This is a genomic window from Variovorax sp. V118 (assembly GCF_041154445.1).
GTDB lineage: Bacteria > Pseudomonadota > Gammaproteobacteria > Burkholderiales > Burkholderiaceae_C > Variovorax > Variovorax boronicumulans.
Map to the genome: position 1 here is coordinate 4254446 of NZ_AP028663.1, position 24539 is coordinate 4278984.

Below are 24539 nucleotides of genomic sequence, written 5' to 3' on the forward strand. Positions count from 1 at the left end.
CGTGCCTGCGCGCGGTTGCCGAGCGACAAGCGCCCCATGAACACCGACTACCGCAAGAACCTCCCCGGCACCGCGCTGGACTACTTCGATGCGCGCGAAGCCGTCGAAGCCATCCAGGCCGGCGCCTGGGCCCCGATGCCCTACACCGCGCGCGTGCATGCCGAGAACCTCGTGCGCCGCTGCGATCCGGCGATCCTCGTGCAGAGCCTCACGCAGCTCATCGAGCGCCGGCGCGACCATGACTTTCCGTGGTTCCCCGCGCGCGTGGTCTGCCACGACATCCTCGGCCAGACCGCGCTGGTCGACCTGGCCGGCCTGCGCGACGCCATCGCCGAACAGGGCGGCGACCCGTCGCAGGTGAACCCCGTGGTGCCGGTGCAGCTCATCGTCGACCATTCGCTGGCGGTGGAGTGCGGCGGCTTCGACCCCGATGCCTTCGCGAAGAACCGCGCCATCGAGGACCGGCGCAACGAAGACCGCTTTCACTTCATCGAATGGACGAAGCGGGCCTTCCGCAACATGGAGGTGATCCCGCCGGGGAACGGGATCATGCACCAGATCAACCTGGAGCGGATGTCGCCCGTCGTGCATGCGCAGGACGGCGTGGCCTACCCCGACACGCTGGTCGGCACCGACAGCCACACGCCGCACGTCGATGCACTGGGCGTGGTCGCGGTCGGCGTGGGCGGGCTCGAGGCCGAGAACGTGATGCTCGGCCGCGCCTCGTGGATGCGGCTGCCCGACATCGTCGGCGTGCGCCTGGCGGGCCGGCCGCAGCCGGGCATCACGGCCACCGATGTCGTGCTCGCGCTCACCGAGTTCCTGCGCGCGGCGAAGGTGGTGGGCGCCTACCTCGAGTTCCACGGCGAAGGCGCCGCCAGCCTCACGCTGGGCGACCGCGCGACCATCTCCAACATGGCGCCCGAGTACGGCGCCACCGCCGCGATGTTCGCCATCGATACGCAGACGCTCGACTACCTGCGCCTCACGGGCCGCGCCGACGAGCAGGTGCGCCTGGTCGAGGTCTATGCGAAGCAGGCGGGCCTGTGGGCCGACACGCTGAGCGAAGTCGAGTACGAGCGCGTGCTGCACTTCGACCTCTCGACGGTCGTGCGCAACATGGCCGGCCCGTCGAACCCGCATGCGCGCGTGGCCACCGCCGACCTCGCGGCGCGCGGCATCGCCGCCCCGTGGGACGCCGTGCCCGGCCAGATGCCCGACGGCGCGGTGATCATCGCGGCCATCACCAGCTGCACCAACACCAGCAACCCGCGCAACGTGATCGCGGCGGGCCTGCTCGCGCGCAACGCCAACCGCGTGGGCCTCACGCGCAAGCCGTGGGTCAAGACCTCGCTGGCACCGGGCTCGAAAGCGGTCACGCTGTACCTGGAAGATGCGGGCCTGATGCGCGAGCTCGAACAGCTGGGCTTCGGCGTGGTCGCCTATGCCTGCACCTCGTGCAACGGCATGTCGGGCGCGCTCGATCCGGCCATCCAGCAGGAGATCGTCGATCGCGACCTGTACGCCACCGCCGTGCTCTCGGGCAACCGCAACTTCGACGGCCGCATCCACCCGTACGCGAAGCAGGCCTTCCTGGCCTCGCCGCCGCTGGTGGTGGCCTACGCCATCGCGGGCACGGTGCGCTTCGACATCGAGAAGGACGTGCTCACCGTCGTCGACGGCCGCGAGATCCGCCTGAAGGACCTCTGGCCCAGCGACGAAGAAATCGACGCCATCGTGAAGGCCAGCGTGAAGCCCGCGCACTTCCGGCAGGTGTACGAGCCGATGTTCGCGATCCAGCCCGACACGGGCGAGCAGGTCGCGCCGCTGTACGACTGGCGCCCCGCCTCCACCTACATCCGCCGCCCGCCCTACTGGGAAGGCGCCTTGGCCGGCGAACGCACGCTCACGGGCATGCGCCCGCTGGCGATCCTGCCGGACAACATCACGACCGATCACCTGTCGCCGTCGAACGCGATCCTGCTGGACAGCGCGGCCGGCCAGTACCTGCAGCGCATGGGCCTGCCCGAGGACGACTTCAACTCCTACGCCACCCACCGAGGCGACCACCTCACGGCGCAGCGTGCCACCTTCGCCAACCCCGCGCTGAAGAACGAGATGGTGCGCAAGGCCGACGGCACGGTGCGCGCCGGATCGCTGGCGCGCGTCGAGCCCGAGGGCGAGGTGATGCGCATGTGGGAGGCCATCGAGACCTACATGCTGCGCAAGCAGCCGCTGATCATCGTGGCCGGCGCCGACTACGGCCAGGGCTCCTCGCGCGACTGGGCCGCCAAGGGCGTGCGGCTGGCCGGTGTGGAAGCGATCGCGGCGGAAGGCTTCGAGCGCATCCACCGCACCAACCTCATCGGCATGGGCGTGCTGCCGCTCGAATTCAAGCCCGGCACCAACCGCCTCACGCTGGGCCTGGACGGCACCGAAACGTACGATGTGACCGGCGCGCGCACCCCGCGCGCCGACCTCGTGCTGGTCGTGCACCGACAGAATGGCGAACGGCTCGACGTGCCCATGACCTGCCGCCTCGACACCGCCGAAGAGGTCTCCATCTACGAAGCCGGCGGGGTGCTGCAGCGTTTCGCGCAGGACTTCCTCGCCGCCACGAAAGCCGACTGACGATGCCGCACACCCCGCAGATCAAGATCCCCGCCACGTACATGCGCGGCGGCACCAGCAAGGGCGTTTTCTTCCGCCTGCAGGACCTGCCCGAGGCCGCGCAGGTGCCGGGCCCGGCGCGCGACGCGCTGCTGCTGCGCGTGATCGGCAGCCCCGACCCCTACGGCAAGCAGATCGACGGCATGGGCGCCGCGACGTCGAGCACGAGCAAGACCGTGATCCTGTCGAAGAGCGAACGGCCCGGCCACGACGTCGACTACCTGTTCGGCCAGGTGTCGATCGACCGGCCCTTCGTCGACTGGAGCGGCAACTGCGGAAACCTCTCGTCGGCCGTGGGCCCGTTCGCGATCAGCAACGGCCTCATCGATGCGGCACGCGTGCCGCGCGATGGCGTGGCCGTCGTTCGCATCTGGCAGGCCAACATCGGCAAGACCATCGTCGCGCACGTGCCGATGACCGGCGGCGCGGTGCAGGAGACCGGCGACTTCGAACTCGACGGCGTGACCTTTCCCGCGGCCGAGGTACAGCTCGAATTCATGGACCCCGCCGCAGAAGAAGACGGCGCGGGCGGCGCGATGTTCCCTACCGGAAATCTCGTCGATGACCTCGAGGTGCCCGGCCTCGGCACGCTGCAGGCCACGATGATCAACGCCGGCATCCCCACCGTCTTCGTGAACGCCGAAGCGCTCGGCTACACGGGCACCGAGCTGCAGGACGCGATCAACGGCGACGCCGCCGCGCTCGCCCGCTTCGAGGCCATCCGCGCGCACGGCGCACTGCGCATGGGCCTCATCCGCACGCTCGACGAAGCGGCCAGCCGCCAGCACACGCCCAAAGTCGCCTTCGTGGCGAAGCCTGCCGGCTACACCGCATCGAGCGGCAAGGCCGTGACGGCCGGCGACATCGACCTGCTCGTGCGCGCGCTGTCGATGGGCAAGCTGCACCACGCCATGATGGGCACGGCAGCGGTGGCCATCGGCACGGCCGCTGCCATTCCCGGCACGCTGGTGAACCTCGCGGCCGGCGGCGGCGCGCGCGAGGCCGTGCGCTTCGGCCACCCCTCGGGCACCTTGCGCGTGGGCGCGCAGGCCAGCCAGGTCGATGGCGAATGGCAGGTGACCAAGGCGGTGATGAGCCGCAGCGCGCGTGTCCTCATGGAAGGCTGGGTCCGTGTGCCCGGCGACACCCTTTGAGCTTTCAGATTCATTCACAGGAAATCCCGATGTCGACTCGCAAGACCCTCCGTTCCCTGGCCGAGGCCCGCCGCGGCGTGCTGGTGCCGGGCGCCTTCAACGCGCTGTCGGCGCGCGTCATCGAAGACCTGGGCTTCGAAGCGATTTACGTCACCGGCGCGGGCGTCACCAACATGTGGTTCGGCCTGCCCGACCAGGGCTTCATGGGCCTGCACGAGATCGCCGACCACACGGCGCGCATCCGCGACGCGGTGAACCTGCCGCTGATCGTCGATGCCGACACCGGCTTCGGCAACGCGCTGAACGTGCGCCACACGGTGCGCGTGCTGGAGCGCGCGGGCGCCGACTGCATCCAGTTCGAGGACCAGGTCGCGCCCAAGCGCTGCGGCCATTTCTCGGGCAAGGAGGTGATCTCCACCGAGGAAGCCGTCAACAAGATCAAGGCCGCTGTCGATGCCCGCACCGACCCCGACCTGCTCATCATGGCCCGCACCGACGCTGCGGCCACGCTGGGCTTCGAGGCCGCGATCGAGCGTGCGCAGAAGTTCAGCGAGGCCGGCGCCGACATCCTGTTCGTCGAGGCTGTCACCACGGCCGACGAGATCCGCACACTGCCGCAGCGGTTGGCGAAGCCGCAGCTCATGAACATGGTGATCGGCGGCAAGACGCCGATCTTCGGCGCCGAGGAACTCGGCGGCCTCGGCTACGGCATCGTGCTGTACGCCAACGCCGCGCTGCAGGGCGCGCTGGCCGGCATGCAGAAGGCGCTCACGGTGCTGCGCGACACGCGGCGCATGGACGAAGACCCGTCGCTGGTCGCGCCCTTCGCCGAACGGCAGCGGCTGGTGCGCAAGCCCGAGCTCGATGCGCTCGACGCGCGTTACGCCAGCTGAGTTTCTCTACAGAGAATCCTTCAGCTTCGCACGCAGCCGGCTCACCGCCTGGCCGTGCAGCTGGCACACGCGCGACTGGCTCACCTCGAGCACCGCGCCGATCTCGCGCAGGTTCAGCTCTTCCTCGTAGTAGAGCTTGAGCAGCAGCTGGTCGCGTTCGGGCAGCGCGCCAATGGCGTCCACCAGCTGGTGGCGAAAACCGCTTTCGAGCAGGCGCGCCAGCGGGTCGTCGAAGTCGCCGCGCCCCTTGCGCGCCTCTTGCGCATGCAGGTCGAGAAAGGGGTTGTCGGGGTCGCCCTTGGCGAAGTCTTCCACGTACAGAAGCTGGCAGCCCTGGATGTCCTGCAGCATCGACTGGTAGGTGTCCAGGTCGACCTTCAACTCCTTCGCGATCTCGCCTTCGGTGGGCGCGCGGCCCAGCCGGTGGCCCAGTGCCTGGATCGCCTTCTCGATGCCGCGCGCCGACTGGCGCAGCCCGCGCGAGCCCCAGTCGCTGGCGCGCAGCTCGTCGAGCATGGCACCGCGGATGCGCTGGCTGACGAAGGTCTCGAACTGCGCGCCGCGGTGGTCCTGGTAGCGGCTCGACGCATCGAGCAGGCCGAGCATGCCGGCCTGGATCAGGTCGTCCAGCTCCACGCTGGCCGGCAGCCGCGCCATCATCTGCAGCGCGATGCGGCGCACCAGCGGCTGGTGCTGTTCCAGCAGATGCGATTTCTCGATGGTGCCCTGTGCGGTGTACACGGCCGTCCGTCCTCGTGGTTGTGTCTCAGGCCGCGAGCGCCTGCGGGAACACGGCCGGCCGCGCGGGCGTGCGCCAGGTCCAGCGGCCCATCTCGTCGGCGATGGCACGGAAATCGACCGCCGCCGCGCTGGCCGGAAAGGCCTCGACCACGGTCTGGCGCAGCCGCGCCGCATCAGCCAGCCAAGGGTCGGTGCGCACCCAGCCCACGGGCAGCAGCGACAGCGCGAGGTAGCGACTGGCGGCCTGCGCGAGGTTGTGCATGACCTGCTGCGCGGTGCCCGCATCGGCCACGCCGTTGAGCAGGAAGCGCAGCTGCTTCAGTGCATGCGCGCTGTGCAGGCGCTTGATGCCCGCGTAGGCCGAGGTGATGGCCGCCGGGTGCGGCTGCAGCACCAGCAGCAGTTCGTCGGCGCTTTCCGCCAACGGCGACAGGCGGCCTTCGTCGTCGAAAACCGCATCGACGAGCACGATGCCGCGCGGCCACAGCGTGCGCGGGTCGACGGTCGCGCCGGGCGATGCGGGCAACACCTGCACGCCGCACAAAGCGCTCGCAGCAGCCTGGTCGATGCGCAACCGCCGACTCGCCACATCGGCCAGCGTGCCGCGAGGGGCCAGCGCCCACACATCGCACACCGAGCGTCCCTTCGGGTGATGTTCATCAAGCAGCAGCACATCCTTGCCTTGCTGCGCCAGCGCCGCGCCCAGACTCATCGCGGCCGTGGTCGCGCCCGCGCCGGGGCCCATGCCCGCGACGGCGACGACGCGCACCGGCGCCTGCCCGAGCAGCCGGCGCAGCCCATCGGCCTGGTCCGTGACGCGTGCGCTCATGACCTTCAGCCTTGGCGTTCCAGCGCGCGCGGCGCTTGCGCGGGCGCGGCCGATTCGGTGCCCAGCGCATCGAGCAGCAGGAACAGCTTGCCCACGCCCGCGTACAGCGCGCCGCCCGTCAGCGCGCGGCCGGCGCGCGTGGCGCGTCCCGTGAGCTGGCCCAGCAGCAGGCGCGTGCGGTCGGCCCACTCGCCTTCGGCCTGCAGCAGGCGCCACACGGTGGTCGTGACCTGGCCGGCGACGAGCAGGCGCTTCATCATGTGCGGATCGCCGGGCTCGCCCATGCCGCCCACGAGCTGCACGCCGTCGCGCAGCAGGCGGAAGCACGGCTCGGCATCGGCGGCCCAGCCCTGCCATTGCGCGAGCTGCGGTGCGCCGACTTCGTCGCCCAGGTTGGTGAGCACGCAGGTGTGCGACAGCAGCTTGCGGCTGCGCGCATCGACCACGCGCACGGCCACGCAGCGCAGCGTGGGCAGGGTGTCGCGATCGATGGCGTTACGTGGCAGCACCTCGACCTGCGCTTCGCATTGCAGCGCGGCCTTGCCGCGATAGCGCACGGGCCGTTCGGTCGTGTCGTCGAACGCGAAGGCCAGGCGCGTGAGCGTGGTCGCGGCGCCGGTGTGCACGTCCGTCACGGCCGTGCCGCCGGGCGCGCGCGCCAGCCACTTCGAGCCCTCGGCCTGCCACGCCAGCATCTGTTCGACCGCGGGCGGCTTGCCCAGCACATGCACGAGGCGCTTGCCGAAATCCTGTTGCTGCAGCCACTGCGCCTGACGCTGGCCCGGTGCCGCCGACTGGCGCGCCGCTGCGGTCGAGAGCCACTGGTTCGGCGCCGCCAGCGGCAGGCCGCTGCGGTCTGACAGCAGCAGGCTGCCGTGGCACACGTAGGCGTCGCCGCTGTCGGTCGCGCGCAGGCCGACTTGCCCGGCCAGTGCGAGGGCGTAGGTGTCACAGCCCGAAACCAGCTCGCCGCGCGCAAACGTCGACAGCTCATGCAGCACAGCCTTGGCATCGACGGCTTCGTCACCGGCCTGGCGCCACAGCGTGCGCGCGCCATCGAAGCCGATGTGCGCGCCGACCAGCGCACCAGCCGTGGTCGCCAGTTCCTGCGCGTCGTGCGCCATCGCACGGATCAGGCTCTGGTAGCGCAAGCGCAGGCGATCGGTCTCGCCCTGCGCCTGTGGCGAAGGCGCGGCCTCGTCCGGCAGGTCGGCCTCGGCCGGCAGGTCGGCCTCGGCCGGCACGAAGAGCGGGCTGTGCTGGCGCGGCTGGAACACGCTGTCCACCAGCTGCACGCGGTCGGCGCGCAGCAGGTTCTCGGGCACCTTCTGGCCGCCCGAGATGTAGTGCACCGGCAGGCGGTGGCGGATCACGGTGTCGATCAGCGCGCCCGGGTGCGTGGCCTCGTCGACCTTGGTGAAGATGCAGCCCGCCAGCGCATGGCCCTGGCGGTAGGCGTGCACCACCTCGTTGAGCGTGTCGCCGTGGCTGGTGGCGTTGAGCAGCAGCAGCCGCTTCACCGGCCGCTGGCTGCTGCCGAGCATGGCGATCTGCTCGGGCACGGCGCGGTCGCGCTGGCTCATGCCGACGGTGTCGATGAGCACCATGTGCCGGTCGCGCAGGTCGTGCAGCACCAGCTGCAGGTCGGCCGCATCCTTCACGGCATGCACCGGCACGTTGAGGATCTGGCCGTAGATGCGCAGCTGCTCGTAGGCGCCGATGCGGTAGCTGTCGGTGGTGACGAGCGCGAGCTTGTCGGCGCCGAAGCGCATCACGCAGCGCGCCGCCAGCTTGGCGGTGGTGGTGGTCTTGCCGACGCCGGTCGGGCCCATCAAGGCGTAGACGCCGCCCTGGGCGAACAGCGCGTCTTCGTCTTCATGCACCGGCACCGCGCGCACGAGCTCGGAGCGCACGAAGGCCATGCCGTCGGCGTAGCTCTGGCCCGTGGGCAGCTTCTCGAGCATGGCCTTCGACAGCCGTGCGCTGAAGCCGGCGCCCAGCAGCGTGCGCAGCAGGCGACCGCGCACCGGGTCGCGGCGCTGGCTGTCGCTCCAGACCACGCTGGCGAGCTGTTCCTCGATCATGCCGCGCATCGAATGGAGTTCGCTGAGCACGGTGGGGTCGGCGGGTGCGGCCGTGGCAAGTGCGACTGCGGGCACCGCGGCCTGCACGGTCTGCTGCACATCGCCCTCGGCCATGGCGACGATTTCGACGCCCTGCGCGGTGGCGCGGTGCGTGAGCACGATGGCCTCGGCGCCGAGCGATTCGCGCACCAGGCGCAGGGCCTCGCGGCCGGTGGCGGCGACGAATTTGCGTGCGGTGGTGCGCACGTCGGTCTGTGGATTCAAACGGCTCGTCCTCCAATGGCGGCGGTGATCTTGATGGTCCGGGCGTCAGGGATCTCGGCGTGCGAGAGCACCTTGAGCTGCGGCAGGCTGCGCCGCAAGAAGCGCGACAGCAGCACGCGCAGCGCGTGCTGCACGACCAGCACCGGCGCCAGCCCCATCTGCTCCTGGCGCACCATGGCGGCCTGGGCCTGCTTGAGCAGGTTGTCGGCAATGCCCGGCTCGATGCCGCTGCTGTTGTTCAGGGCCTGCTGCAGCACGCTGTCGAGCGAGCCGTCCAGGCCGATCACCTGCATCTCCTCGTCGCCCGGGAACAGCTGCTGCGTGATGGCGCGGCCCAGCGCCAGGCGCGTGAGCGTGGTGAGCTCGGTCGGGTCTTTCACCGTGGGCGCGTGCTCGGCCATCACATCGAGGATGGTGCGCATGTCGCGGATCGGCACCTCTTCGTCGAGCAGGTTCTGCAGCACCTTGTGCAGCGTGCTCAGCGACAGCACCTTGGGCACCAGGTCTTCGGTGAGCTTGGGCGCGGTCTTGGCGATCTGGTCGAGCAGCTGCTGCACTTCCTGGCGGCCCAGCAGCTCGGCCGCGTGGGTGTGGATCAGGTGGTTCAGGTGCGTGGCCATCACGGTGCAGGCATCGACCACGGTGTAGCCGTACACCTGCGCCTGCTGGCGCAGGCTGGCGTCGATCCAGGTGGCCTCCAGGCCGAAGGCCGGGTCGCGCGTGGGCGTGCCCGTCAGCGTGCCCGTCACCTGGCCGGGATTGATCGCCATCCACTGGTTGGGAAAAGCTTCGCCGCGGCCGATCTCCACGTCCTTCAGGCTGATGACGTAGGCGTTGGGCTTGATCTCCAGGTTGTCGCGGATGTGGACCACCGGCACCAGGAAGCCCAGCTCCTGCGCGATCTTCTTTCGGATGCTCTTGATGCGGCCCAGCAGCTCGCCCTGCTGCGACTGGTCCACCAGCGGGATCAGCCGGTAGCCGACCTGCATGCCCAGCGGATCGACCATGGCCACGTCGTCCCAGGTGGCTTCGGCCTGCTCGGCCGAGGCCGGCACGCCCGCCCCTTGCGTGGCGGCGGCCGCGGCGGCCTGCTGCGCGGCCGCCTGCGGCTTGCGCTGCACCAGCCGCTTGCCGAGCCACACCAGGCCACCCGCGATCAGCAGGAAGGCCAGGTTCGGCATGCCGGGGATCATGCCCAGCAGGCCGACGATGCCGGCCGTGAGGAACAGCACCTGCGGATTGGAAAAGAGCTGGCCCGTGAGCTGGCTGCCCACGTCCTCGTCGGTGGTCACGCGCGAGACGATCACGCCGGCCGCGGTGGAGATCACCAGCGCCGGAATCTGCGCGACCAGGCCGTCGCCGATGGCCAGCAGCGTGTAGGTCTTGCCGGCCGTGGAGAAGTCGAGCCCGTGCTGCAGCATGCCGACCACCAGCCCGCCGATGATGTTGATCACCATGATGAGCAGGCCCGCGATCGCGTCACCGCGCACGAACTTGCTGGCGCCGTCCATCGAGCCGTAGAAGTCGGCCTCCTGCGCCACCTCGGCGCGGCGCTTGCGGGCGATCTCTTCGCCGATCAGGCCGGCGTTGAGGTCGGCGTCGATCGCCATCTGCTTGCCCGGCATGGCGTCGAGCATGAAGCGCGCCCCCACCTCGGCGATGCGGCCCGCGCCCTTGGTGATCACCATGAAGTTGATGAGCACGAGGATGATAAACACCATCACGCCCACCGCGAAGTTGCCGCCCACCAGGAAGTGGCCGAAAGCCTCGATCACCTTGCCGGCCGCGTCGGGCCCGGTGTGGCCGTGCATGAGCACCACGCGCGTGGAGGCCACGTTGAGCGACAGGCGCAGCAGCGTCGAGAACAGCAGCACCGCCGGGAAGGCCGCGAAGTCCAGCGCCTTCATGGTGTACATGCTCACCAGCAGCACCATCACCGACAGCGCGATGTTGAAGGTGAACAGCAGGTCGAGCAGGAAGGGCGGCAGCGGCAGCACCATCATGCTCAGGATGAGGATGATGAGGATCGGGCCCGCCAGGCCCTTGAACTGCGAGCCGGAAAAGATCCGCGCCGGCAGGCGCATCAGGTCGTTCAATCCGTTCATGCCACCGCCGGCGAATACTGCAGGTCGGCCGGCACCGGCAGGTCGGTCGGCGTGCGCGGCGCCTCGCCGCCTTCGCTGTTCCAGCGCTTGAGCTGGTACACCCAGGCCAGCACCTCGGCCACGGCCGTGTACAGCCCGGCCGGAATCTCCTCGCCCAGCTTCGTGTGGCGGTAGAGCGCGCGTGTGAGCGGCGGCGCTTCGAGGATCGCGACCTTGTGCTCCTTGGCCATCTCGCGGATGCGCGCGGCCACCAGCTCGGTGCCCTTGGCGACCACGCGGGGCGCGCGCATGTCGCTGTCCAGGTACTGCAGCGCGACGGCGAAGTGCGTCGGGTTGGTGAGCACGATGTCGGCCTTGGGCACCTCGGCCATCATGCGGCGGCGTGCCATCTGCTGCTGTTGCCGGCGGATCTGCGCCTTGATGTGCGGATCGCCTTCGCTTTCCTTGTGCTCCTGGCGCACGTCCTCGCGCGACATGCGCAGCTTGCGGTAGTAGTTCCACAGCTGGAACGGCACGTCGACGAGCGCGACGAGGAAGAGCGTGGCGGCGATCAGCGCGCAGTGCTTGGCCACCAGCACCAGCGCATGCGGCAGCGCCTCGTGCGCGGGCTGCGACATGAGCGCCATCACGGCCTCGATGTCGTCCACGATGACCCACCACGCCACGCCGCCGATGAGCGCCGACTTGGCCAGCGCCTTCACGAGTTCGGCCAGCGCCTGCGCCGAGACCATGCGGCCGATGCCGGCCAGGGGGTTGAGCTTGCCGAAATTCGGTGCAACGGCCTTGCCGGAGAACATCCAGCCGCCGAGCATCAGCGGCGCCGCCACGGCGGCCACGACCATCATGGCGAACAGCGGCCCGATGGCCATGAGTGCATGCAGCACCATGAGCCCGCTCTGCGAGAGCATGTGCGCAGGGTCGAAGGCGCTGGCGCGTTCGAACTGCAGGCCGCGGCGCAGCGCGCCGCTCAGGCTCGCGCCGAGCGACTCGGCCGCCAGCCACAGGCCGGCGCTCGCGGTGGCGAGCATGACGAAGGTGGTGAGCTCGCGCGAACGGGCCACGTTGCCTTCCTCGCGCGCCTTCTCCAGGCGCCGCTCGGAGGCGGGTTCCGTTTTCTCGAGATCGCTTTCCTCAGCCATTCATGCTCCGAACCAGCACTGGCGAAGTACGCCTTGCCCAGACCCAAATTATTGGATCCGGTGGTGCGGAACAATCTGCCGATCAGGGCCGGTATCGCCCTGCAATTCGGCCAATCAACCGGCCTGCAAGCGGCTCAGAAACCGAGGCTTTCGAGCAGGTCGTCGACCTGCGCCTGGTCGGTCACGGCGTCGGGGTTGCCGGGCTTGACCTGCGGCCCGTTCTGCAGGCTCTGCACGGCCTCGTGGCGCTTCTCGGGCGGCGAGTTGTCGATCAGCACCTGCAGCAGCTGCGTCTCGACGTCGTTGACGACTTCCATCATCTTCTTGATGACCTGGCCGGTGAGGTCCTGGAAGTCCTGCGCCATCAGGATCTCCATGAGCTGCGTGTTGATGGCGCTGGCGCGCTGGGGCACGTCGTTCAGGTAGCCGCGCGTGTCCAGCACGAGCTCGCGCGCCTGGTCGAGTTCGATCGGGTTCTCGAACCACTGGTCCCAGCGCTGCGTCAGGGCCTTGGCATCGGTGGCCAGGGCTTCCTGCAGCGGCTGCGCCACGTCGATGGCGTTGAGCGCGCGGTGCGCCGCGCGCTCGGTGGTGGCCGCCACGTAGTTGAGGCGGTCGCGCGCATCGGGAATGGCCTGCGCGGCCTTGGCCACCTGCTTGTCCAGGCCCAGCTCGCGCAGGCCTTCGCGCAGCTGGCGCGTGAGGTGGCCGATGCGGCCCAGCAGTTCCTCGGTGGTGTTGTTGATGGCGTCTGCCGCGCCGGCGGTGTCCTGGCTCATGCCTTGGCCAGCTTCTCGAAGATCTTGGTGATCTTCTCTTCCAGCGTCGCCGCGGTGAAGGGCTTCACCACATAGCCGTTGGCGCCGGCCTGCGCGGCCGCGACGATGTTTTCCTTCTTGGCCTCGGCCGTGACCATCAGCACCGGCAGCGTCTTCAGCTCGGGGTCGGCGCGGATGGTCTGCAGCATGGTCAGGCCGTCCATGTTGGGCATGTTCCAGTCGGACACCACGAAGCCGAAGCTGCCGCCGCGCAGCTTCTCCAGGCCGGCCACGCCGTCCTCGGCCTCGTCGACGTTGAGGAACTCCAGCTCCTTCAACAGGTTGCGCACGATGCGCCGCATGGTCGGGAAGTCATCCACCACCAGGATCTTGATGCTCTTGTCGATCACGATTTTTTCCAGCTCCACAGGTCGTTGTTCAAACTCGTCATACCCGGTTCGCACGTTCACCGAACGTGCGAAGGTGCGCCATCACGCGGCGACTGATCTCGTTCAGCGGCGACACCTCGTCCACCGCGCCCAGCGCCACCGCCTCGCGCGGCATGCCGAAGACCACGCAGCTGGCCTCGTCCTGCGCCAGCGTGTGCGCGCCCGCGCGCCGCATGCGCAGCAGGCCCTCGGCGCCGTCCTTGCCCATGCCGGTGAGGATGATCCCGATGGCGTTCTTGCCCGCGTGCTTGGCGGCCGAATCGAACAGCACGTCGATCGATGGCCGGTGGCGGTTCACGGGCGGCTCCTGGTCCAGGTGCGCCACGTAGTTGGCGCCGCTGCGCGCCAGCGACAGGTGAAAGCCGCCCGGCGCGATGTAGGCATGGCCCGGCAGCACGCGCTCGCCCTGCTCCGCCTCCTTCACGCGGATGCGGCACAGGCCGTCCAGGCGCTGCGCGAAGGAGCGCGTGAAGCCGGCCGGCATGTGCTGCGCGATGAGCACCGCGGGCGCGTCGGGCGGCAGCGGCTGCAGCACCTCTCGGATGGCCTCGGTGCCGCCGGTGGAGGCGCCGATGATGAGCAGCTTCTCGGTGCTCAGCAGCGGGCTGCGCAGCAGCGCCTCGGGCGCCGCCTCGTGGGCGGGCCGCGCCGCCGTGGCCGCTGGGCGCGCAGGCAGCAGCCGCGCGCTGGCGGCCGTGCGGATCTTGCCGGCGATGAGTTCGGTGTAGTTGAGCAGGCCGTCGCGCACGCCCAGGCGCGGCTTGGTCACGAAGTCGATGGCGCCCAGCTCCAGCGCGCGCAGCGCGATCTCCGAGCCGCGCTCGGTGAGCGAGGACACCATGACCACCGGCATCGGCCGCAGGCGCATGAGCTTCTCGAGAAACTCCAGGCCGTCCATGCGCGGCATTTCCACGTCGAGCGTGAGCACGTCGGGGTTGGTGACCTTGATGAGGTCGCGCGCCACCAACGGGTCGGCCGCGGTGCCGACCACGGTCATGTCGCTCTGGCTGTTGATGATCTCGCTCATCACGCTGCGGATCAGCGCCGAATCGTCGACGCAGAGCACCTTGATCTTTTTCTTGCTTGGCAGGCTCACCGGCTTCCTTTGGTTCTGTCGATCTCGTGCGGCGCGGCGGGCACCGACAGCCGGCGCAGCAGCTCGCCTTCGTCGCGGCGCACCCGCAGCACCTCGGTCTGCGCGCGCAGGCGGCGCACCACGGCCTTGCCGCTCTCGGGCAGGAAGCACACGCGGCGCGCGTGCGGCCCGCGCAGGTCCTGCGCCGCCACTTCGATGCGTTCCGCCTCCAGGTAGCGCAGCACGAAGTCGGCGTTGCGGTCGCCGATGTTGAGCGTGGTCATGCCGGCCAGCACGGCGCCGCCGCCGAACACCTTGGCCTGCAGCCGTTCGCGCCGCGCACCCGCGCGCACCAGCTCGCGCACCAGCACGTCCATGGCGAAGGCGCCGTAGCGCATCGAGCCGCCACCTGGCTCGCCGTCGTCGGGCAGCATGAAGTGGTTCATGCCGGCCACGCCCGCCTGCGCGTCGTGCAGGCAGGCGGCCACGCAGGAGCCGAGCACGGTGCTCAGCACGGTGTGGTCGGTGGTCACGTAGTACTCGGAGGGCAGCAGCTTGACGGCCATGCGCCCGACATCGCGGTCGAAGTAGTGGTGGCTCGCCAGGCTCATGCGGTGCCCGGCGTGCGCGACAGCTCGTACACCGTCTGCCCCAGCGGCCGGAAGGCCGGGTTGACGAGCGAGGCGTTCTCGGAATGCCCGGCGAACAGCAGGCCGCCCGGCTTGAGCAGCGGCGCGAAGCGGTCGAGCACCTTCTTCTGCGTCGGCTTGTCGAAATAGATCATCACGTTGCGGCAGAAGATCGCGTCCACCGGCTCCTTCACCGACCAGGCGCTGTCCAGCAGGTTGACGCGCGAGAACTTCACCAGCGTGGCGACCTCGGGGCGCACACGCACCTTGCCGGCGTTGGTGCCGGTGCCCTTGTTGAAGAAGCGCCGCAGCCGCTCGGGCGACAGGCGCCGCACCTGCTCGGTGGTGAAGACGCCGGTGGCGGCCTTGGCCAGCACGGCCGTGTCGATGTCGCTGGCGATGACGCGGGCCGAGCCCGCGCGCTCGCCCAGGGCTTCCATCAGCGTGATGGCGATCGAGTACGGCTCCTCGCCCGTCGAGGCGGCGGCGCACCACACGGTGACCGGGCCCGGCCGCTTGCGCACATGGTCGGCCAGCGTGGGAAAGTGGTGCGCCTCGCGAAAGAACGAGGTGAGGTTGGTGGTGAGCGCGTTGATGAACAGCTGCCACTCGTCGCCGTCGTGGCGCGCCTCGAGCTGGTCCAGGTACGGCGCGAACGCCGGCAGCTGCAGCTCGCGCAGGCGCCGCGACAGCCGGCTGTACACCATCTGCCGCTTCTGCTCGCCCAGGGCGATGCCGGCGCGGCGGTGGATGAGGGTCCGGATTCTGGAGAAGTCGTGGTCGGTAAAGTGGAACTCGGTCGTCACAGCCAGCCTGGAAGCGTGACTTTCAATGGTCACGGAAACCGCCGTTTCCAATCGGCCGATCAGACGCGCAAAAGCCTTGCATTTCCGGGGGTCAGGCAGGCGGCGCGGTCACGGCCGGGCCGGCGTCGAGCGCCCACACCAGCGCCGACAGCTGCGCGGCGTTGACCTGCGCGGCGCTCAAAAAGAGCGCCTCCGACAGGCGCGCGGCGCGGCCGTCGTCGGTCTCGCAGCTTTCGGCCAGCGCCACGAAGGGGCCGTAGACGCCGCTGCGCGACAGAATGGCCTGCTGCACCGCCTCGGTGAGCTGCACCTTGCGCAGCACGCCTTCCATCGGCACGCCCAGCAGCTGGTCGAGCAGCGAGAACATGCCGGCGACAAACAGGTTGTCGGCCTCGCCGGGCGGCAGCATGCCCTGCCCCATCAGCTCGACGAAACGCCCGCGCAGGATGGCCTTCTTCATCATGAAAGGCGAGCTGACCTTGTTGCTGGTGGCCAGCAGCAGCGACAGCCAGCGGTACAGCGGCGAGTAGCCGAGCATGGCGACCGCATGGCGCAGCGAATGGATCTCGACCGCCAGCCCGACCGAGGGCGAGTTGATGTAGCGCAGCAGCCGGTAGGTGAGCGCCGCGTCGTGCTTGAGCGCACCCTCGATGGCGCGCACGTCTTCGTTGCGCAGGATCATCTGCATCAGGTGCACGATGAGCTGCGACTCGGGCTGCAGCGCGTCGGCACTGTCGCGCGCCGGCGGCAGGCGCACAGCGCCGTCGACGAAGACCTGCACGCCGCGTGCGGCGCAGGCCTCGAACTCGGCCCAGCTCGCCACGCGCGCGGCGATGGGCGCCGGGCCGGCGGGCGACACGTCCGCCAGCAGGGAGGGCAGCACCTCGCGGTGTGTGACGATGGCGCGCAGCTCGTCGTCGTCCGGCAGCGCGACGCCGCCGCACAGCATGAAACCGAAGCCCTGCTCGCGCAGGAACAGCAGGATGGAGCGCATGTCGGCGTCCATCAGCTCGTCGGCCTTCATGCACAGCACGACGTTGCGCGGCGGCAGCGACTGCAGCTCGCTCTGGAACAGCGCATCGACGGTGACGTCGACGAACACCATCTGTGCGCCCAGCAGCCAACCGTGGCCGCCCGGGTTCAGGTGCAGGCCCAGCGTGTCCATGAGCGCCTTGACGCCGGCGGCCGCACCCGCGTCGGTGCCCTGCCCGGCCGCGCGCCAGGCCATGCGGTAGCCGACCACGCGGCGCTTGCCGTCGAGCAGCATGGCGTAGGCCACGTGGCCGTCGGCACCGACTGCGGGCGTGATGGCGGGCGTCGTGTCGGCTTGCGCGCCGTTGCCGTCGACGCCGGGGCGCCGGAAGAAATCGAACCTCATGCGGCCGTCCCTCGCGTCGGGATCAGGACGCCAACGCGTCGGTGCGGCGCGCGGCGCCCGCCAGGGCCGCCGCGCTGGCGGCCTGCGCGCGCTGGATGCGCGGCATCGCGCCCACGTCGACGATGAAGGCCACGCTGCCGTCGCCCACGATGGTGGCGGCCGAGATGCCCGGCACCTTGCGGTAGTTGGTCTCCAAGTTCTTCACCACCACCTGGTGCTGGCCGAGCAGCTCGTCGACCAGCAGCGCGAAGCGGCTGTCGTCGGCCTGCACGATCACCAGGATGCCCTGCGTGGGCTGCGTCTGCGCGCCGGCCACGTCGAACACGCGGTGCAGCTCGATGAGCGGCAGGTACTCGCCGCGCACGCGGATCACGTGGCCGTCGGCGGTGATGGAGTGCAGGTGCTCCGGCAGCGGCTGCAGCGACTCGATGACGTAGCTCAGCGGCAGGATGTAGGCCTCGCTGCCCACGCGCACCGACATGCCGTTGAGGATGGCCAGCGTGAGCGGCAGCACGATGCGCGTGGACGTGCCCTGCCCGCCGCGCGAATGGATCTCCACATGGCCGCCCATCTCCTGGATGTTGCGCTTGACCACGTCCATGCCCACGCCGCGCCCCGAGATGTCGGTGACCTGCTCGGCGGTGGAGAAGCCGGGCGCGAAGATCAGCTGCCACACCTCTTCGTCGGGCATGGCATCGCTCACCGGCAGGCCCTGCTGGCGTGCCTTGTCGAGGATGCGCTCGCGGTTCAGGCCCGCGCCGTCGTCGCTCACCTCGATCACGATGTTGCCGCCGTGGTGCTGTGCCGACAGCAGCAGCTGGCCGGTGGCGTCCTTGCCCTTGGCCAGGCGCACCTCGGGGGCCTCGATGCCGTGGTCCAGGCTGTTGCGCACCAGGTGCGTGAGCGGATCGACGATGCGTTCGATGAGCCCCTTGTCGAGCTCGGTCTCCTTGCCGTAGGTGTCCAGGCGCACCTGCTTGCCGAGCTTGGCGCTCACGTCGCGGATCACGCGCGGGAAACGGCTGAACACGTAGTCCATCGGCATCATGCGGATCGACATCACCGATTCCTGCAGGTCGCGCGCGTTGCGCTCCAGGTGGCCCAGGCCGCTCAGGAAGCGCTCGTAGGCCACGGGGTCGAGCACGGTCGCGGCCTGCGTGAGCATCGACTGCGTGATGACGAGCTCGCCCACGAGGTTGATGAGCTGGTCGACCTTCTCGACGTCGACGCGGATGGAGCTGGACTCCTTGGCGCCGGCGGGCACAGGCGCGGCGGCGACCGGTGCAGGCGCGGCGGGTGGCTGCACGACCGGTGCTTCAACTGCGGCCACAGGTTCGGCAACGTCGGCCACCTCGCGCGTGATGTCGATCTGCGATTCGTCGATGACGAAGCAGCACACGGCCACGATGTCGTCGGGGTCGCAGGTGGTCGCCAGCCGCACGGTCAGCTGGTCGTTGCTGCGCGTGCGCGTCAGCACGGTGCCCAGGTTGGCCAGCTCGCCGGCGAGCAGCTCGCATTCGCTGTCGGACAGGCGCGCGAAACGGATGACGAGCACGCCGTCGCTGCTGCCACCTTCATCGGCCGGCGCAGCGGCTTGAACGACAGGCATCGGTGCGGGCGCGGGTGCCGGCACCGGTGCGGCGGCATTGTTCTCCATCGCCAGCTGCTGCAGCACGCCGCAGATGTGGGCGACCCTCTCGGCGTCCGGCTCCTTGCCGGCCTGGTAGGCGGTGAGTTGTTCTTGCAAGGCGTCCTTCGTTTCCAGAAAGGCATCGATCATCGGAGCGCTCAGGTGCAACTGCCCGTGGCGGGCTCTGTCCAGCAGCGTTTCGAGCACGTGCGTGGTGTGGGTCAAGGCGGTGAAACCGAACGTGGCCGCGCCGCCCTTGATGGAGTGCGCCGCGCGGAAGATGGCGTTGAGCTGCTCGCCGTCGGGCGCCTCGACGTCGAGGTCGAGCAACAGCTGCTCCATCTCCGCCAGCAGCTCGATGGCTTCGACGAAGAAGGCCTGGGTGAATTGACTGAGGTCCATCTGTGGTACTCCGGGGCCCGCACTCTCGCGCGGCCGCTTCCTTGTTCTTGTTATCCCGCCATGTGTCCTGCCGCGGTGCGCGCCTGCGCGGCCGGAGGCGGCAGGCCGATGCGCGTGGCGCCGGCGTCGTTGCTGTTCTCGCGCTCGATGCGCTCCTGCGTGCGGTGGTTCAGCAAGATGATGCTGATGCGGCGGTTGATGGGGTTGCGCGGGTCGGCGCGGTCCAGGTGCATGCTGTCGGCCAGGCCGATCACGCGCAGCACCTTGTCCTCGGTCATGCCGCCCGTGACCAGCTCGCGGCGCGAGGCGTTGGCGCGGTCGGCCGAGAGCTCCCAGTTGCCGTACGCGCGGTCGTTGGTGTAGACGATGGCGTCGGTGTGGCCCGACAGCGTGAGCTTGTTGGGCAGGCCGTTGAGCACCGGCGCCAGCTCGCGAAGAATGGCGCGCATGTGCGGCACCACGCGCGCGCTGGCCAGCTCGAACATCGGACGGTTCTCGCTGTCCACGATCTGCAGGCGCAGGCCTTCGGTGGTGATGTCGATGAGGATCTGCGAGCGGAACTGCTGGAACACCGGGCTTTTCTCGATCAGCTCGTCGAGCTTCTTCTTCATCTCTGCCAGGCGGCTGGCGTCGGCCGCGTCCTCGCTGTCGGCCTCGGTGTGGCGCACCTCGCCCTCGGCGTGCATCACGTCGGCGCCGCCGCCGGGGATCATGCTGGTGCTCATGCTGCTCTTGTCGCCGCCGGCCAGCGCCACGCGCAGCGGCATGCGAAAGTGCTCGGCAATGCCTTCTCGCTGCTTGGGGCTGGAGATCGACAGCAGCCACATCACGAGGAAGAAGGCCATCATGGCCGTCATGAAGTCGGCGTAGGCGATCTTCCAGCCGCCGCCCGCATGGCCGCCGCCGTGCCCGCCGCCGTGGGCGCGCTTGATGATGATGCGGGGCTTCGCGTCGCTCATGGCCGTTAGAGAATCAGCGTGCCTTGACTTCGCGCACGTGGGCGTCCAGCTCGGTGAACGAGGGGCGCTCGGTCGAGAACAGCACCTTGCGGCCGAACTCCACGGCCAGCTGCGGCGCGTAGCCGTTCAGGCTGGCCAGCAGCGTGACCTTGGCGCACTGGTAGATCTTCATGCCCTCTTCGACCTTCTGCTCGATCAGCGAGGCCAGCGGCGACACGAAGCCGTAGGCCAGCAGCACGCCCAGGAAGGTACCGACCATGGCGTGCGCGATGAGCGCGCCCATCTCCGACGGCGGCAGGTGGGCCGATCCCAGCGCATGCACCACGCCCATCACGGCCGCGACGATGCCCAGCGCCGGCAGTGCGTCGCCCACGCGCGAGAGGCTGTGGCCGGGCACCGCGGCCTCGTGGCGGATGGTGTCGATCTCGTGGTCCATCAGGGCCTCGATCTCGTGCGCATCGGTGTTGCCGCTGATGACCAGGCGCAGGTAGTCGCACAGGAACACGGTGATCCCCTCGTGCGCCAGGATGGTCGGGTAGCGGCCGAAGATCTCGCTCTGCTGCGGCGCCTCGACGTCGGACTCGAGCTTCATCATGCCCTCCTTGCGGGCTTTGGCGAGCAGCTCGTACAACAGCGCCAGCAGGTCCATGTAGAGCTGGCGGTTGTGCTTGGAAGAACGCAGCAGCAACGGCAACTCCCGGATGGTCGCCTTGATGGTCTTGCCGTTGTTGCCTGCGATGAACGCGCCGAGCGCGGAGCCGCCGATCATGAGCAGCTCCACGGGCTGGAACAGCACGCCGAAATGCCCGCCCATGAGGCCGTAGCCGCCGAAGACGGCGCCGATCACCACCAGATATCCCACCAGTACCAGCACGCGCTTCCCCTATGCCCTGAGGCGTCCAAAACAAAAAACCCGCGCCGGGCGCCGGGGCACTTTCACGAGACGGCGCCGCCGATGTCGAGCACCGGGCCACCGGCAATGAGGCCGCCGCGGCGCACCGGTTCGAGCTTGGGCTTGCGCGCCTTGCCCGCGCGCGAAGGCGGGCGGCACAGCACGCACACGTAGCCGTGCTTGTGGTCATGGGCATGCGCCACGAAGTGGCCGCCGCAGCGGCTGCACGGGCTCAGCTGCAGCATGTCGCTGTCGAAGAAACGCACCATGGTCTCGGCGCGCGTGAAGTCGAGCACGACCTCGCTGCCCTGCGACTCGACCTGCTCGGCGTACAGGCGGTAGGCCTTGATGAGCGCGGGCAGTTCGCCCTCGCCGGCCTCGTCGCGCATGAAGCGGTAGATGTTGTAGAACATCGACGAGTGGATGTTGGCCAGCCAGGTCATGTACCAGTCGGTGGAGAACGGCAGCAGGCCCTTGGGCGGCGAGACGCCCTTGAGCTCCTTGTACAGGCGGATCAGGCGTTCGCGGCTGAGCGCGACCACGGCCTCCAGGAACTGCAGGCGCGCACCCAGGCCGATGAGCTCGACCGCGAGCTGCACCTGCCGGACCTCGCCCAGGATGCTCTTGGCAGTCATGCGCTGGCCGAACCTGCTTTGCGCATCTGCGGCTGGGCTTGGGCCTGTGCCTGGCGCGCGCTCATCAGGATCGACATGTGGGCCTGCTGCAGCGCAGGCTCCTTGCCCTCGCCGACCACCGCGAACATGGGCCGGTCGTCCAGGCGGAAGCTGCACAGCAGGAAGTTGGACGCGGCCAGCTTCACGATCTGGCTGAGCGACATGTTCATGAGCAGATCGGCCAGCTCGCGCCCCACGCCGAGGCGGAACATGGCTTCCGCCCGGTCCCGCTTCACGAGCTTCTGCGCGAGCAGCATGTAGGCCAGATTGATCTCGCCGATTTCCTTCGAAATCACGCCGCCTGCGTTGACATTGCAATTTTCCACGTCTACTTCCATTTCCGATTCCATGTCGACTCCGCACGCCCATCCAACATGTATACATTATATACACACTTATTTACACTTCGAAGACAAAGTAGACCAAAAAGTAAAATGGTTTTGACGCGGTTTCCGACGGAAGGCTTCAGGCTTCCCTCTGGGGAAACGGTTTCAGTCCTAGCACCGACGAGCGGTCACATAGCGCAAGCAATTGTTACGAGCGTGCGTATTCCGGCAATTGGCAATCCCCTCGCCAATTGAATTTATAAAGACTATCGAACACCGCCGAGTGTTAATCGGCGGCTTTATTCAGGGTCTTTCAATAGGTCAATGACTTTCCATAGAACAACCGCCAATCAAGGCGCCGCCGCCTCGGCGCCGCCTTCCAGCCGGTGAATCCAGGCCATCACTTCCGCGACCGCCTGGTACAGCTGCGGCGGGATCTGGCGGTCGAGGTCGATCTGCATCAACAGCTTCACGAGGTCGGCCGACGCATGCACATACAGCCCGTGCGCGCGCGCCTCGCGCAGGATCGATTCGGCGACCACGCCGTAGCCCTTGGCGACGACGACGGGGGCCTTGCGCGTGTCCGCATGCGAGAGCACGACGGCGCTGTGGCGGTGGCGAAGGTCATCGGTCATGCCGCCGCCTTCTCCGTGACCTGCAGCTGCTGCAACTGAAGACCGACAGCCTCGAAGCGCTGCGCGAGCCGGCCGGCGTCGCCGCGCAGGCGGGCCACGGTGGCGTGCTCACGCGCCTGCAGCTGCGCCTGCACGGTCGGGCCGCTGAGGCTCAGGCGCAGGTCGACTTCGCCCAGGCGCGGCAGCACGAGCGACACGGTGGTCGACCAGCGGCGCGCGGCTTCTTCCTCGGCGGGTTCGCCTTCGCGTGCGTTGGAGCTGGCGGGCTCTTCCTCGATGGTCCACGCCATCGGCACCTCGGGCCAGGCCTGGCCGCTCCAGCGGAAGGCGGCGCTGGCCAGCAGGTCGAGCTGCTGGTGCACGACGGTGACGGCTTGCGGGTGGATCACTTCGGTGCTACGCGGGGCCGGCGTGCTAGCGGTGTCGACTGCAGCGCGTGCGTGTTCTGCGATGCGGGGCGCGGGCATTTCCGGCGCGACCTCAGAGAGGCCGTAGGCCGCCTGCACGCGCGCCGCATCCGGTGCGGGCGCGGCGGTGGTCTCGCTGCGCGCGACTCCACGCGCTGCTTGTGCGATCTCGGCTTCCGACGCGTCGACCTGCGGGGCCTGCACGGGCGCATTCGGCGCGGGCGGCGTCGCAACATCGACCGCAGTCAGCGCCGTCGCCGCAGCCACCACGCCCTGCCCTGCTGCCGCCGTTGTCGTCGTCATCGCCACCATCACCGGACTCGCCCAGCGCGCCTGCGGCTCCCGCGCCATCTGCGCGAGCGTGCGTGTGCCGGCCGCGAACTCGGCGAGGTGCGATTCGTAGAAGAGCCCGCTGTCCGCCACCGTCTGCGCCAGCGTGCCCGCGAGCGCCGCGGTGTTCGTTCCCTGGCGCGCGACGGGCAGCAGCAACGGCACCTCGCCCCGCACCGGCCCCGGCGCGGCCTGCAGGTCGGCCAGCACCGCACCGATCACGCGCGCGGCCAGCGACAGGCGGGTGTCGATGGACGGCGGCGCACCGCCGGCGGGAGGCGCGGCCACCTCGCCACCGGACGCGCCCGAGGGCACCAGCCGGTCCAGCGCCGCGCGCGACGGCAGGCGCACGTCGTTCGCGGTCTTCGGCACGGCCACCGCCGCACCGGGCGCGCCCACCGTGGTCTCCGGCCGCAGGCCGAGCAGGTCGAGCGGCGGCGTCAGGCGCGCGGCCCTCAGTGCATCGATCAGTCCGGTGAGTCCCAGCATGGCCACGGTGGTGTCGTCCTGTCGGTTCGCGTCAGTGCGCGAGGCCGTAGGCCTTGCCCAGGTTCTTCTGGTGGTTGAGCGAATCCATGCGGCGGATCAGGTCGTCCAGCTGCGGCTTGATGAGTCCCGACAGCTCGGCCTGCTCGGTGCAGATGCGCTCGAGCAGGCGCAGCACCAGGTCGCGCTGCGCGGGCTCCAGCGACGCCAGCGGCTGGATCGCCTTCAGGCGTTCGACCGACGCCGAGCACCGGGCCTCCAGCTCGGGCAGCTGCCCCCATTCCTTGGCACGGGCCAGCGCCAGCATCGTCGAGATGCACGCGGCCAGCTGCTCGTAGCAATGGACGATCTCGCTGCGCACGGCCATCTGTTCCTGCCCCCAGGTCACGCTCTGCATCATCAGTTGGAAGGCCTGTCGTCGATCTCGCGCCAGGCGGACGCCAGGTGGTCGAGCAGGCGGTCGGCCTCGTCCAGCGCCTGCACGTCGTTGCGCAGGTTGGCCAGCAGCAGGCGCTGCACCACGTAGTCGTACAGCGACGACAGGTTGCCGACGATGTCGCCGCCGGCCTCGCCGGCCGCCTCGGCGTCGAGGCTGGCCTTCAGGCCGTTGTCGACGATGTTGATGGCCTTCGAAATCGCCTGCCCCTTGGCGCCGATGTCGCCGGCCGTCATGTGCAGGCGCGCCGCGCCGATGGCGGTCTTCGCGCCGTCGAACAGCATGTGGATCAGTTGCAGCGGCGACGCGCTCATGGCGCGCGTCTCCACGCCGACGCGCGCGTAGACGCCGGCACCGGTGCGGGAGTGGTGAGAGCTGTACATGTCGC

At 69.3% G+C, this 24539-nt stretch carries 23 protein-coding genes; 3 read left to right on the forward strand and 20 right to left on the reverse strand.

Annotated elements, in window-relative coordinates; genetic code table 11:
- Positions 1-36 precede the first annotated feature (36 nt).
- The 3 genes from acnD to ACAM52_RS19745 are packed head-to-tail and all read left to right on the forward strand — an operon-like array spanning position 37 to position 4717.
- Positions 37-2631: a Fe/S-dependent 2-methylisocitrate dehydratase AcnD gene (acnD, locus tag ACAM52_RS19735; protein WP_369644379.1), complete on the forward strand. Its 2595-nt coding sequence runs from the start codon at positions 37-39 to the stop codon at positions 2629-2631.
- Positions 2632-2633: 2 nt separating this feature from the next.
- Positions 2634-3824 carry a 2-methylaconitate cis-trans isomerase PrpF gene (gene prpF / locus ACAM52_RS19740; RefSeq protein WP_369644380.1) on the forward strand — a complete coding sequence of 397 codons (1191 nt, stop codon included), beginning with the start codon at positions 2634-2636 and terminating at the stop codon, positions 3822-3824.
- A gap of 29 nt (positions 3825-3853) precedes the next feature.
- Positions 3854-4717, forward strand: coding sequence for an oxaloacetate decarboxylase (locus ACAM52_RS19745; protein WP_369644381.1), 864 nt, complete (start codon positions 3854-3856; stop codon positions 4715-4717).
- A gap of 6 nt (positions 4718-4723) precedes the next feature.
- Here ACAM52_RS19745 and ACAM52_RS19750 read toward each other — a convergent pair whose 3' ends face one another.
- The 20 genes from ACAM52_RS19750 to fliS all read right to left on the reverse strand — a co-directional run bounded on the left by ACAM52_RS19750 (position 4724) and on the right by fliS (position 24534).
- Positions 4724-5458 (reverse strand): RNA polymerase sigma factor FliA, encoded by a 735-nt coding sequence (locus ACAM52_RS19750; protein WP_070061574.1) that lies wholly within the window; start codon positions 5456-5458, stop codon positions 4724-4726.
- 25 nt (positions 5459-5483) lie between these two features.
- Positions 5484-6287, reverse strand: a complete 804-nt coding sequence (locus ACAM52_RS19755) for a MinD/ParA family protein (RefSeq protein ID WP_369644382.1) — start codon at positions 6285-6287, stop codon at positions 5484-5486.
- A 5-nt stretch (positions 6288-6292) separates the two neighbouring features.
- On the reverse strand, positions 6293-8635 hold the full coding sequence (gene flhF, locus ACAM52_RS19760; RefSeq protein WP_369644383.1) for a flagellar biosynthesis protein FlhF: 2343 nt from the start codon (positions 8633-8635) through the stop codon (positions 6293-6295).
- Entirely contained in the window at positions 8632-10740 is a 2109-nt protein-coding gene (flhA, locus tag ACAM52_RS19765; protein ID WP_159274400.1) for a flagellar biosynthesis protein FlhA, read from the reverse strand. Before flhA ends, flhF begins: the two co-directional genes overlap by 4 nt.
- The gene (gene flhB, locus ACAM52_RS19770) at positions 10737-11879 is read right to left on the reverse strand and encodes a flagellar biosynthesis protein FlhB (RefSeq protein WP_095744088.1); all 1143 of its coding nucleotides are present in this window, start codon (positions 11877-11879) and stop codon (positions 10737-10739) included. The genes flhA and flhB overlap by 4 nt, the downstream gene beginning before the upstream one ends.
- A gap of 134 nt (positions 11880-12013) precedes the next feature.
- Positions 12014-12658, reverse strand: coding sequence for a protein phosphatase CheZ (cheZ, locus tag ACAM52_RS19775; RefSeq protein WP_369644384.1), 645 nt, complete (start codon positions 12656-12658; stop codon positions 12014-12016).
- Positions 12655-13047, reverse strand: a complete 393-nt coding sequence (cheY, locus tag ACAM52_RS19780) for a chemotaxis response regulator CheY (protein ID WP_056582361.1) — start codon at positions 13045-13047, stop codon at positions 12655-12657. The genes cheZ and cheY overlap by 4 nt, the downstream gene beginning before the upstream one ends.
- Before the next feature lie 37 nt (positions 13048-13084).
- Positions 13085-14113, reverse strand: coding sequence for a chemotaxis response regulator protein-glutamate methylesterase (locus tag ACAM52_RS19785; RefSeq protein ID WP_070061656.1), 1029 nt, complete (start codon positions 14111-14113; stop codon positions 13085-13087).
- A gap of 65 nt (positions 14114-14178) precedes the next feature.
- Entirely contained in the window at positions 14179-14772 is a 594-nt protein-coding gene (gene cheD / locus ACAM52_RS19790) for a chemoreceptor glutamine deamidase CheD (protein WP_062469392.1), read from the reverse strand.
- Positions 14769-15596, reverse strand: coding sequence for a CheR family methyltransferase (locus tag ACAM52_RS19795; protein WP_070061567.1), 828 nt, complete (start codon positions 15594-15596; stop codon positions 14769-14771). Before ACAM52_RS19795 ends, cheD begins: the two co-directional genes overlap by 4 nt.
- Before the next feature lie 91 nt (positions 15597-15687).
- Positions 15688-16974 (reverse strand): EAL and HDOD domain-containing protein, encoded by a 1287-nt coding sequence (locus ACAM52_RS19800; RefSeq protein WP_369644385.1) that lies wholly within the window; start codon positions 16972-16974, stop codon positions 15688-15690.
- Positions 16975-16996: 22 nt separating this feature from the next.
- A complete protein-coding gene (cheA, locus tag ACAM52_RS19805) occupies positions 16997-19006 on the reverse strand; it encodes a chemotaxis protein CheA (protein WP_369644386.1) in 2010 nt (669 codons plus the stop codon).
- A 50-nt stretch (positions 19007-19056) separates the two neighbouring features.
- Positions 19057-19965, reverse strand: coding sequence for a flagellar motor protein MotB (motB, locus tag ACAM52_RS19810; RefSeq protein WP_369644387.1), 909 nt, complete (start codon positions 19963-19965; stop codon positions 19057-19059).
- Positions 19966-19978: 13 nt separating this feature from the next.
- Positions 19979-20839, reverse strand: coding sequence for a flagellar motor stator protein MotA (gene motA / locus ACAM52_RS19815; RefSeq protein WP_369644388.1), 861 nt, complete (start codon positions 20837-20839; stop codon positions 19979-19981).
- Between the two features lie 62 nt (positions 20840-20901).
- Positions 20902-21492: a flagellar transcriptional regulator FlhC gene (flhC, locus tag ACAM52_RS19820; protein WP_070061562.1), complete on the reverse strand. Its 591-nt coding sequence runs from the start codon at positions 21490-21492 to the stop codon at positions 20902-20904.
- Positions 21489-21869 (reverse strand): flagellar transcriptional regulator FlhD, encoded by a 381-nt coding sequence (gene flhD, locus ACAM52_RS19825; RefSeq protein WP_062469368.1) that lies wholly within the window; start codon positions 21867-21869, stop codon positions 21489-21491. The genes flhC and flhD overlap by 4 nt, the downstream gene beginning before the upstream one ends.
- A gap of 338 nt (positions 21870-22207) precedes the next feature.
- Entirely contained in the window at positions 22208-22492 is a 285-nt protein-coding gene (locus ACAM52_RS19830; protein ID WP_369644389.1) for an EscU/YscU/HrcU family type III secretion system export apparatus switch protein, read from the reverse strand.
- On the reverse strand, positions 22489-23718 hold the full coding sequence (locus ACAM52_RS19835) for a flagellar hook-length control protein FliK (RefSeq protein WP_369647755.1): 1230 nt from the start codon (positions 23716-23718) through the stop codon (positions 22489-22491). Before ACAM52_RS19835 ends, ACAM52_RS19830 begins: the two co-directional genes overlap by 4 nt.
- Positions 23719-23749: 31 nt before the next feature.
- Positions 23750-24115 (reverse strand): flagellar protein FliT, encoded by a 366-nt coding sequence (locus tag ACAM52_RS19840; RefSeq protein ID WP_223301366.1) that lies wholly within the window; start codon positions 24113-24115, stop codon positions 23750-23752.
- Positions 24115-24534 carry a flagellar export chaperone FliS gene (gene fliS / locus ACAM52_RS19845; protein WP_070061560.1) on the reverse strand — a complete coding sequence of 140 codons (420 nt, stop codon included), beginning with the start codon at positions 24532-24534 and terminating at the stop codon, positions 24115-24117. The genes ACAM52_RS19840 and fliS overlap by 1 nt, the downstream gene beginning before the upstream one ends.
- Positions 24535-24539: the final 5 nt, after the last annotated feature.

Coding starts and splice junctions, on each gene's coding strand:
- acnD (WP_369644379.1), top strand. CDS start 37: ATGAACACCGACTACCGCAAGAACCTCCCCGGCACCGCGCTGGACTAC.
- prpF (WP_369644380.1), top strand. CDS start 2,634: ATGCCGCACACCCCGCAGATCAAGATCCCCGCCACGTACATGCGCGGC.
- ACAM52_RS19745 (WP_369644381.1), top strand. CDS start 3,854: ATGTCGACTCGCAAGACCCTCCGTTCCCTGGCCGAGGCCCGCCGCGGC.
- ACAM52_RS19755 (WP_369644382.1), bottom strand. CDS start 6,287: ATGAGCGCACGCGTCACGGACCAGGCCGATGGGCTGCGCCGGCTGCTC.
- flhA (WP_159274400.1), bottom strand. CDS start 10,740: ATGAACGGATTGAACGACCTGATGCGCCTGCCGGCGCGGATCTTTTCC.
- flhB (WP_095744088.1), bottom strand. CDS start 11,879: ATGGCTGAGGAAAGCGATCTCGAGAAAACGGAACCCGCCTCCGAGCGG.
- cheZ (WP_369644384.1), bottom strand. CDS start 12,658: ATGAGCCAGGACACCGCCGGCGCGGCAGACGCCATCAACAACACCACC.
- ACAM52_RS19785 (WP_070061656.1), bottom strand. CDS start 14,113: ATGAGCGAGATCATCAACAGCCAGAGCGACATGACCGTGGTCGGCACC.
- cheD (WP_062469392.1), bottom strand. CDS start 14,772: ATGAGCCTGGCGAGCCACCACTACTTCGACCGCGATGTCGGGCGCATG.
- ACAM52_RS19800 (WP_369644385.1), bottom strand. CDS start 16,974: ATGAGGTTCGATTTCTTCCGGCGCCCCGGCGTCGACGGCAACGGCGCG.
- cheA (WP_369644386.1), bottom strand. CDS start 19,006: ATGGACCTCAGTCAATTCACCCAGGCCTTCTTCGTCGAAGCCATCGAG.
- motB (WP_369644387.1), bottom strand. CDS start 19,965: ATGAGCGACGCGAAGCCCCGCATCATCATCAAGCGCGCCCACGGCGGC.
- flhC (WP_070061562.1), bottom strand. CDS start 21,492: ATGACTGCCAAGAGCATCCTGGGCGAGGTCCGGCAGGTGCAGCTCGCG.
- flhD (WP_062469368.1), bottom strand. CDS start 21,869: ATGGAAGTAGACGTGGAAAATTGCAATGTCAACGCAGGCGGCGTGATT.
- ACAM52_RS19830 (WP_369644389.1), bottom strand. CDS start 22,492: ATGACCGATGACCTTCGCCACCGCCACAGCGCCGTCGTGCTCTCGCAT.
- ACAM52_RS19835 (WP_369647755.1), bottom strand. CDS start 23,718: ATGCTGGGACTCACCGGACTGATCGATGCACTGAGGGCCGCGCGCCTG.
- ACAM52_RS19840 (WP_223301366.1), bottom strand. CDS start 24,115: ATGATGCAGAGCGTGACCTGGGGGCAGGAACAGATGGCCGTGCGCAGC.
- fliS (WP_070061560.1), bottom strand. CDS start 24,534: ATGTACAGCTCTCACCACTCCCGCACCGGTGCCGGCGTCTACGCGCGC.